We start from the raw sequence: 9,634 nt of genomic DNA on the forward strand, positions 1-9,634 counted from the left end.
AATAGTGGTTGATGTAAATCGTTTTAAAAGTATGCAAATCACCCTAGCTTCTCCAAGCAAAGTCCGTTCATGGTCTTATGGAGAAGTCAAGAAACCTGAAACAATCAATTACCGTACGTTGAAACCAGAACGTGAAGGACTCTTTGACGAAGTCATCTTTGGTCCTACAAAGGACTGGGAGTGTGCTTGTGGTAAGTACAAACGCATTCGTTACAGAGGGATTGTTTGTGACCGCTGTGGGGTTGAAGTAACGCGTACGAAAGTTCGTCGTGAGCGTATGGGGCACATCGAGTTGAAGGCTCCTGTATCTCACATCTGGTATTTCAAGGGGATTCCAAGCCGTATGGGCTTGACCCTTGATATGAGTCCTCGTGCCCTCGAGGAAGTTATCTACTTTGCGGCTTATGTGGTGATTGATCCTAAGGATACACCACTTGAGCACAAGTCTATCATGACAGAGCGCGAATACCGTGAGCGCTTGCGTGAGTATGGTTATGGATCATTCGTTGCCAAAATGGGTGCCGAAGCCATCCAAGACCTCTTGAAACAAGTAGATCTTGAAAAAGAAATTGCCGAACTCAAAGAAGAGTTGAAGACAGCTACTGGACAAAAACGTGTCAAAGCCATCCGTCGTTTGGATGTTTTGGATGCCTTTTACAAGTCTGGAAACAAACCTGAATGGATGATTCTCAACATTCTTCCAGTTATTCCACCAGACCTTCGTCCAATGTTGCAGTTGGATGGTGGCCGTTTTGCCTCATCTGACTTGAACGACCTTTACCGCCGTGTTATCAACCGTAACAACCGCTTGGCTCGTTTGCTTGAGTTGAATGCACCAGGTATCATCGTTCAAAATGAGAAGCGTATGCTTCAAGAAGCGGTTGACGCTTTGATTGATAATGGTCGTCGTGGTCGTCCGATCACAGGACCAGGTAGCCGTCCATTGAAATCATTGAGCCACATGCTTAAAGGGAAACAAGGGCGCTTCCGTCAAAACTTGCTCGGTAAACGTGTTGACTTCTCAGGACGTTCCGTTATCGCCGTTGGTCCAACGCTTAAGATGTATCAATGTGGTGTGCCACGTGAAATGGCGATCGAGCTCTTTAAACCATTCGTCATGCGTGAAATCGTTGCCCGTGACATCGTGCAAAACGTCAAGGCAGCTAAACGCTTGGTGGAACGTGGAGACGAACGTATCTGGGATATCCTTGAAGAAGTAATTAAAGAACACCCAGTACTTTTGAACCGCGCACCGACCCTTCACCGTTTGGGTATCCAAGCTTTCGAGCCAGTCTTGATTGATGGTAAGGCCCTTCGCTTGCACCCGCTTGTCTGTGAAGCCTACAATGCCGACTTTGACGGGGACCAAATGGCCATCCACGTACCGCTTTCAGAAGAAGCTCAAGCAGAAGCTCGTATCCTCATGCTAGCTGCTGAACACATCCTGAACCCGAAAGATGGTAAACCAGTTGTTACTCCATCTCAGGACATGGTTTTGGGGAACTACTACTTGACTATGGAAGAAGCTGGTCGTGAGGGTGAAGGAATGGCCTTCAAAGACCGTGACGAAGCTGTTATGGCTTACCGCAATGGCTATGTTCACCTTCACTCACGTGTTGGTATTGCAACAGATAGCCTCAACAAACCATGGACAGAAGAGCAAAAACATAAGGTCTTGCTGACAACAGTTGGTAAAATCCTCTTCAACGACATCATGCCAGAGGGTCTGCCTTACTTGCAAGAACCAACAAATGCCAACTTAACAGAAGGTGTTCCAGCTAAATACTTCTTGCCACTAGGTGGAGATATCAAGGAAGCAATCAGCAATCTTGAACTCAACCCTCCATTCAAGAAGAAAAATCTTGGGAATATCATCGCTGAAATCTTCAAACGTTTCCGTACGACAGAAACTTCTGCCCTACTTGACCGCATGAAGAACCTCGGTTACCACCACTCAACTCTTGCAGGATTGACAGTGGGTATTGCCGATATCCCAGTCGTTGAAGACAAGGCTGAAATCATCGAAGAATCACACAAACGTGTAGAACAAATCACCAAACAATTCCGTCGTGGTATGATTACGGACGATGAGCGCTACAACGCTGTTACAGCTGAATGGCGTGCAGCTCGTGAAAAATTGGAGAAACGTTTGGTTGCCAACCAAGATCCTAAGAACCCAATCGTTATGATGATGGACTCTGGAGCCCGTGGTAACATCTCAAACTTCTCACAGCTTGCCGGTATGCGTGGTCTGATGGCCGCTCCGAACGGACGTATCATGGAATTGCCAATCCTTTCAAACTTCCGCGAAGGTTTGTCAGTACTCGAAATGTTCTTCTCAACTCACGGTGCCCGTAAAGGTATGACCGATACGGCCCTTAAGACAGCCGACTCAGGTTATTTGACTCGTCGTTTGGTTGACGTTGCCCAAGACGTTATCATCCGTGAGGACGACTGTGGAACAGATCGTGGTCTCTTGATTCGTTCTATCGCAGAAGGAAAAGAGATGATCGAGTCTCTCGAAGAACGTCTCAATGGTCGTTATACTAAGAAAACTGTTAAACATCCAGAAACTGGTGCAGTGATCATCGGTCCAAATGAGTTGATTACAGAAGACAAGGCGCGTGAAATTGTCAATGCTGGTGTGGAAGAAGTTACTATCCGCTCTGTATTTACATGTAACACTCGTCATGGTGTCTGCCGTCACTGTTATGGTATCAACTTGGCGACAGGTGATGCGGTTGAAGTTGGTGAAGCAGTTGGTACAATCGCTGCCCAATCTATCGGGGAACCTGGTACACAGCTTACAATGCGTACCTTCCACACGGGTGGGGTTGCCTCAAATACCGATATCACTCAGGGTCTTCCTCGTGTCCAAGAAATCTTTGAAGCCCGCAATCCTAAAGGGGAAGCGGTCATCACAGAGGTCAAAGGACAAGTTACAGCTATCGAAGAAGACGCGTCAACTCGTACTAAGAAAGTCTTCGTTAAGGGTGAAACTGGCGAAGGTGAGTACGTGGTTCCATTTACAGCCCGTATGCGTGTTGAAGTTGGAGACCAAGTCTCTCGCGGTGCAGCTCTTACAGAAGGTTCTATCCAACCAAAACGTCTCCTTGCTGTTCGTGATGTCTTGTCAGTTGAAACTTACCTTCTCGGTGAAGTACAAAAAGTTTACCGTAGCCAAGGGGTAGAAATCGGTGACAAACACATCGAGGTAATGGTTCGTCAAATGATCCGTAAAGTTCGTGTCATGGATCCAGGTGACACAGACCTTCTTATGGGTACCCTCATGGACATCAACGACTTTACAGATGCTAACAAGGATGTTCTTATCGCAGGTGGAGTTCCAGCGACTGGTCGCCCAGTTCTTATGGGAATCACCAAAGCCTCACTTGAAACCAATAGTTTCTTGTCAGCGGCTTCCTTCCAGGAAACAACTCGTGTCCTTACTGATGCAGCCATCCGTGGTAAGAAAGATCATCTCCTTGGACTCAAGGAAAATGTTATCATCGGTAAGATTATCCCAGCAGGTACTGGTATGGCTCGCTACCGTAACCTTGAACCACAAGCTATCAATGAAGCAGAATATCTGGCTCCAGAACAAGAAGAGGCAGAACTTGCTCCTGTAGAGGAAGTTGTGGAAATCCAAGTTGAAGAAACAGTAGAATAAAAGCAAACAAGAGAACCTTTGGGTTCTCTTGTTTTATTTCAGAAAATTTTCCCACTTTTTCATAAAGTATGGTAGAATAGAAGAACTAAAATGCCAAGGAGGTGTCCATATGGAACAAACATTCTTTATCATTAAGCCAGATGGTGTGAAAAGAGGGTTGGTTGGCGAAATTCTGCAAAGAATGGAACAACGAGGTTTCAAACTCGAAAAATTAGAGTTACGTTCAGCGGTTTCAGAAGTTTTGATTGACCAACACTATCAAGACTTGGTTGAAAAAAGTTTTTATCCTCCTATCCGTCAGTTTATGACCTCAGGACCGGTAGTGGTGGGCATTCTATCAGGTCCGAAAGTGATTGAAACTTGGCGTAGTATGATGGGAGCTACTCGTCCAGAAGAAGCCTTGCCTGGAACTATCCGAGGAGATTTTGCTAAAGCAGCAGGAGACAATCAAGCTATTCAAAATGTAGTTCACGGCTCCGATTCGGAAGCTTCTGCAAAACGTGAAATTGCTCTCTGGTTTAAGGATTAGACTGGTAAAAGAACAGTTCTGTTCACAACAGAGCTGTTTTTTGGTCAGTTGAGCACAAAAAAAGGACACTTGAGGCGGAAACTATCATTTCAAACTCCTCACAAGGTATAATCCCATATAGGGAGGGAAAAGAAATGGTAAAATCAATTCGCCTATTGTTACTGATTGCAGTCATCCAGATTAGTTATAGTAGTTGTCTATTATGGAAAGAATCCTTTTTATCTTTAAAACAGACCAATGCTTATTTTTTGATTTTGATAGTAGGATTTTCTGTTCTTTGTGCTGGGATAAATTATTTCCATACAGCAGACCAGTCTAGGCACAGTATTTTACATGTTCAAAAGAAAGTGAGTCTTGTTTATTGCCTCCTTTTAGTAGTCAATCTTCTGGCAACCTGTCTGGTTCTCTCAGAAAGCATCCAAACCACTAGCAAATTGCAGCAGGAACTGGTTGACCTCTTTTTACCCTCCTTCTTTTTCTTGCTAGGAGTAGATCTATTGATTTTCTTACCTTTTGATAAAATTTTTCGCGATATAGAAAATCACCTAAATAAAAAGAAAACAGTCGTCATTTCCGTTCTAGCTACGATGGTTTTCTTGAGGAATCCCTTAGTGATTTCCTCTATTCTCCTTTATATCAGTGTCGGTTTTCTATGCGCACGTTTCCTTTTTCCAAAATGTATCCAAAGGGAAATCTCCTTTTATGGACACCTGATTCGAGATATCTTGTTTGTTTTTTCAATAGTTGTATTCTTTTAAGTAGAGGAGAATTTTTCAAAATTGTTATAGTAAGTTCATAAAGAAAATTCACACAAAAGAAAACTTTTTGGTATAATAGTAGCATGCACGCAAAAAATGAAGAAGAGCTTCTAGCTCTCGGAGAAAGATTAGGTCATTTGCTTCAAAAAGACGATGTTCTGATCTTGACTGGAGAGTTGGGTGCGGGTAAAACAACCTTTACAAAAGGCCTTGCTAAGGGCTTGGATATCCGTCAGATGATTAAAAGTCCAACCTATACCATTGTCAGAGAGTACGAAGGGCGTTTGCCACTTTACCACTTGGATGTCTACCGTATCGAAGGTGATGCTGATTCTATTGACTTGGATGAGTTTCTCTTTGGTGGCGGTGTGACTGTTATTGAGTGGGGGCATCTTTTGGGTGAAGATTTACCAGATTCTTACTTGGAGTTGGAAATTTTGAAAGAAGCTGAGGGGCGTTGTCTTCATTTTACGGCTCATGGCTCTCGGGCTGAACAACTCATCAAGGAGCTTCAAGATGGAGTATGAGTTGTGTATTCGTGAGGCAGAGATTTCAGATGCTACAGCCTTAATTGCATTTTTAGATTGTGTCGGTCAAGAGACAGATTTTACCAGCTTGGATGAAAATGGCATCATGATGACAGCTTCTGAAATGGCTCTTTTTATCGAAAAACAAGCTGCCTCAGAGAATCAAATTACTCTCCTCGCCTTACTGAATGATGAGATTGCAGGAGTCTTAAATATCACAGCGGACCAACATTTAAGAGTTCGACATATCGGTGATGTTTTTCTAGCAGTTCGCAGGAAATTCTGGAACCAAGGATTGGCGACTATACTTCTAGAAGAAGGCATCGAGTGGGCTAAAGTCAGTGGCGTCTTGCGCCGTTTGCAACTTAGTGTACAAAAACGAAACGAGGCTGCGATCCGCCTCTACTCAAAAATGGGATTTATCACAGAAGGCTTACAAGAACGGGGAGCCTATTTAGCAGAAGGGATATTTTTAGATGTTTGTCTTATGGGCAAGCTGATAAATAAATAACGAGATGATTAAAAAATTAATTGGAATGGTGCTAGGTTTCCTAGCAGTAACAGTTTTAGGTGTAGCGGTTTATGGCTATACCATCTACCAACAGGGAACAGAAACCCTAAGTAAAAAGACTTACAAAAAAATCGGGGAAGAAACCAACGTTATCGAAGCGACGGAGCCTCTGACCATCCTCTTGATGGGGGTAGATACGGGAAATGTGGAACGTACAGATCCGTGGGCGGGAAATAGTGATTCCATGATTCTCTTGACGGTTAATCCCAAAACAAAGAAAACCACTATGATGAGTTTGGAACGGGATATTTTGACCAAGATTGAGACTGGAAACGGTCAAGTTCAGGAAGCTAAACTCAATGCTGCCTATGCTAATGGTGGTGCGGAACTTGCAATTTCTACTATTCAAAAGATGATGAATATCCACATTGACCGCTATGTGATGGTTAACATGCAGGGGCTTCAACAATTGGTGGATGCAGTTGGTGGGATCACCGTCAACAATACACTCGGTTTCCCAATTTCGATTGCTGACCAAGAAGAGTTTAATAAGATTTCCATCGGTGTTGGAGAACAAACCTTGAATGGTGAGGAAGCTCTGGTGTATTCACGGATGCGTTACCAAGACCCAGAGGGAGACTATGGTCGTCAAAAACGCCAACGTGAAGTCATTCAAAAAATCGTTGAGAAGGTTTTGAGCCTAAACAGTGTGAGTCATTATCAAGGCATCCTCAAAGCTTTGAGTGATAATATGCAGACCAATGTAGACTTATCAGCTAAGAGCATTCCACAATTGCTTGGCTATCAAGATTCTTTCAAGAATATCGAAACGCATCAATTGCGTGGGGAAGACGCTGAGCTACAGGGAATTTCTTATCAGATTGTTACTTCAGAACATATGCTCGAGATGCAAAATCTCTTGCGTCGTTCACTAGGTAAAGAGCCGGTGACAGAATTGGAAACCAATGCGGTACTGTACGAAACAGCCTTTGGTCGGACAGCACCTTCAACCAGTACTAATGCTTCAAACGAAGAGGCAGAATAAGAAAAGAATCAAATCGTGGGAAATTTCCTGCGATTTTTTCAAAAAAATTCGAATAGATAAGTAGGAGGAAACATGAAAGCAGAAATTATTGCTGTTGGAACAGAAATTTTAACAGGACAGATTGTCAATACCAATGCTCAGTTTTTATCAGAGAAACTAGCCGAAATCGGGGTAGACGTCTACTTCCAAACAGCTGTTGGGGATAATGAAGCTCGTCTTTTGTCCTTGCTTGAGATTGCGAGTCAACGTAGCAATCTTGTGATTTTGACAGGAGGCTTGGGACCAACTGAGGATGATTTGACTAAACAAACTCTAGCAAAATTTTTGGGAAAAGATCTAGTGTTTGACCCTCAAGCACAAGAGAAACTGGATATTTTCTTTGCTCATAGACCTGACTATGCTCGTACGCCGAATAATGAGCGCCAAGCCCAAATTGTAGAAGGGGCAACCCCACTGCCAAATGAGACAGGTTTAGCAGTAGGAGGGGTGTCAGAAGTGGATGGCGTGACCTAGGTGGTCCTCCCAGGACCACCTAGTGAATTGAAACCCATGGTCTTAAATCAACTCTTACCCAAGTTAATGACTGGTACCAAGTTATACTCACGAGTGCTCCGTTTCTTTGGAATTGGGGAGAGTCAGTTAGTGACCATTTTGGCGGATTTGATTGACCATCAAACCGATCCGACTTTGGCGCCGTATGCCAAAACAGGAGAAGTGACCTTGCGCTTGTCTACAAAAGCAGTTAGTCAAGAAAAGGCTGATCAAGCACTGGACATCCTAGAAAGTCAAATCTTGAGTCGCCAAACTTTCGAGGGAATTTCTCTACGAGACATCTGTTATGGATATGGGGAAGAAACCAGCCTCGCAAGTGTCGTTGTAGAAGAGCTAAAGAAGAGACAGAAAAGCATTACTGCGGCAGAAAGCTTGACGGCAGGTCTCTTTCAAGCGACATTAGCAGACTTTTCGGGCGTTTCAGCAATCTTTAATGGCGGTTTTGTCACTTACAGCCTAGAAGAAAAGTCTAAGATGCTGGATATTTCCGAGCAAGAGCTAAAAGAACACGGGGTTGTTTCTGAGTTTACGGCTCGAAAAATGGCAGAGCAGGCACGGATCAAGACTCAGTCTGACTACGGAGTCAGTCTGACAGGTGTAGCTGGGCCAGATAGCCTAGAGGGGCATCCAGCTGGTACAGTTTTTATTGGACTGGCACATGCAAAAGGGACAGAGGTTATCAAGGCTAATATCGCAGGACGGAGTCGAGCAGATGTCCGACATATTGTGGTCATGCATGCCTTTAACCTAGTTCGCAAGGCTTTATTAAGTGACTAAATTTTGGTATAATGAAAGGTAGGTCTAAGGACCAGTAGAATATAGGAGAACAAAATGGCGAAAAAACCAACAAAAAAATTAGATGAAATTGGGAAAAAATTTGGAGCAGACCGTGAAAAAGCATTGAACGATGCTCTTAAATTGATCGAAAAAGACTTTGGTAAAGGCTCAATCATGCGCTTGGGTGAGCGCACGGAGCAAAAAGTTCAAGTGATGAGCTCAGGCTCATTGGCTCTGGACATTGCTCTTGGTTCAGGTGGTTATCCTAAAGGACGTATCATCGAAATCTATGGACCAGAATCATCTGGTAAGACAACGGTTGCCCTTCACGCTGTTGCGCAAGCACAGAAAGAAGGTGGTATTGCAGCCTTTATCGATGCAGAACATGCTCTTGACCCAGCCTATGCTGCAGCTCTTGGTGTGAACATTGACGAATTGCTCTTGTCACAACCAGACTCAGGTGAACAAGGTCTTGAAATTGCTGGAAAATTGATTGACTCAGGTGCAGTTGACCTTGTCGTTATCGACTCAGTTGCGGCCCTTGTACCTCGTGCGGAAATTGATGGGGATATTGGAGACAGTCATGTTGGTTTGCAGGCTCGTATGATGAGTCAGGCCATGCGTAAACTCGGAGCTTCTATCAATAAAACCAAAACAATTGCCATCTTTATCAACCAATTGCGTGAAAAAGTTGGGGTTATGTTTGGAAATCCAGAAACAACACCTGGTGGACGTGCTCTGAAATTCTACGCTTCAGTCCGTTTAGATGTTCGTGGAAGTACGCAAATCAAGGGAACTGGTGACCAAAAAGATACCAATGTCGGTAAGGAAACCAAGATCAAGGTCGTGAAAAACAAGGTAGCTCCACCATTTAAGGAAGCCTTTGTTGAAATCATGTACGGAGAAGGGATTTCTAAAACTGGTGAGCTCTTGAAGATCGCAAGTGATCTCGATATCATCCAAAAAGCGGGAGCATGGTACTCTTACAAGGGTGAAAAAATCGGACAAGGATCTGAAAATGCTAAGAAATACTTGGCGGATCACCCAGAAATTTTTGATGCTATTGACCACCAAGTTCGTGTTCAATATGGCTTGATTGAAGATGAAGAAGGGACAACTCCTACCACTGTTGCGGAAGATCTAGCACCTAACCAAGAAGTAACGCTTGACCTAGGCGATGGACTTGAAATCGAAATTGAAGATTAAAAATAAAAGGGCTCTATGTCAACTGTAGTGGGTGACCTATAACTAAGCACGAGAGGAGA

The 9,634-nt window shown here is 43.8% G+C and carries 7 protein-coding genes and 1 pseudogene; all 8 read left to right on the forward strand.

All coding sequences use genetic code 11. The features are described from left to right. The first annotated feature begins 4 nt into the window (after positions 1 to 4). Positions 5 to 3,670: a DNA-directed RNA polymerase subunit beta' gene (gene rpoC / locus Q4A91_RS02195; RefSeq protein ID WP_303204399.1), complete on the forward strand. Its 3,666-nt coding sequence runs from the start codon at positions 5 to 7 to the stop codon at positions 3,668 to 3,670. Positions 3,671 to 3,779: 109 nt separating this feature from the next. Then, a complete protein-coding gene (gene ndk, locus Q4A91_RS02200) occupies positions 3,780 to 4,199 on the forward strand; it encodes a nucleoside-diphosphate kinase (RefSeq protein ID WP_000438281.1) in 420 nt (139 codons plus the stop codon). Between the two features lie 134 nt (positions 4,200 to 4,333). Continuing rightward, positions 4,334 to 4,957, forward strand: a complete 624-nt coding sequence (locus Q4A91_RS02205; RefSeq protein ID WP_303204400.1) for a hypothetical protein — start codon at positions 4,334 to 4,336, stop codon at positions 4,955 to 4,957. 83 nt (positions 4,958 to 5,040) lie between these two features. Next, positions 5,041 to 5,484, forward strand: coding sequence for a tRNA (adenosine(37)-N6)-threonylcarbamoyltransferase complex ATPase subunit type 1 TsaE (gene tsaE, locus Q4A91_RS02210; RefSeq protein ID WP_303204401.1), 444 nt, complete (start codon positions 5,041 to 5,043; stop codon positions 5,482 to 5,484). Continuing rightward, a complete protein-coding gene (locus Q4A91_RS02215) occupies positions 5,474 to 5,995 on the forward strand; it encodes a GNAT family N-acetyltransferase (protein WP_303204402.1) in 522 nt (173 codons plus the stop codon). The genes tsaE and Q4A91_RS02215 overlap by 11 nt, the downstream gene beginning before the upstream one ends. A 4-nt stretch (positions 5,996 to 5,999) precedes the next feature. Continuing rightward, positions 6,000 to 7,040 (forward strand): LCP family protein, encoded by a 1,041-nt coding sequence (locus tag Q4A91_RS02220; RefSeq protein WP_000592174.1) that lies wholly within the window; start codon positions 6,000 to 6,002, stop codon positions 7,038 to 7,040. A gap of 72 nt (positions 7,041 to 7,112) precedes the next feature. Continuing rightward, positions 7,113 to 8,369: pseudogene (locus Q4A91_RS02225) on the forward strand (competence/damage-inducible protein A). Between the two features lie 54 nt (positions 8,370 to 8,423). Beyond that, complete coding sequence (gene recA, locus Q4A91_RS02230) at positions 8,424 to 9,575, forward strand: recombinase RecA (RefSeq protein WP_303204403.1); 1,152 nt, start codon at positions 8,424 to 8,426, stop codon at positions 9,573 to 9,575. Positions 9,576 to 9,634 lie beyond the last annotated feature (59 nt).

Source organism: Streptococcus sp. (genome assembly GCF_030528045.1).
Lineage (GTDB): Bacteria > Bacillota > Bacilli > Lactobacillales > Streptococcaceae > Streptococcus.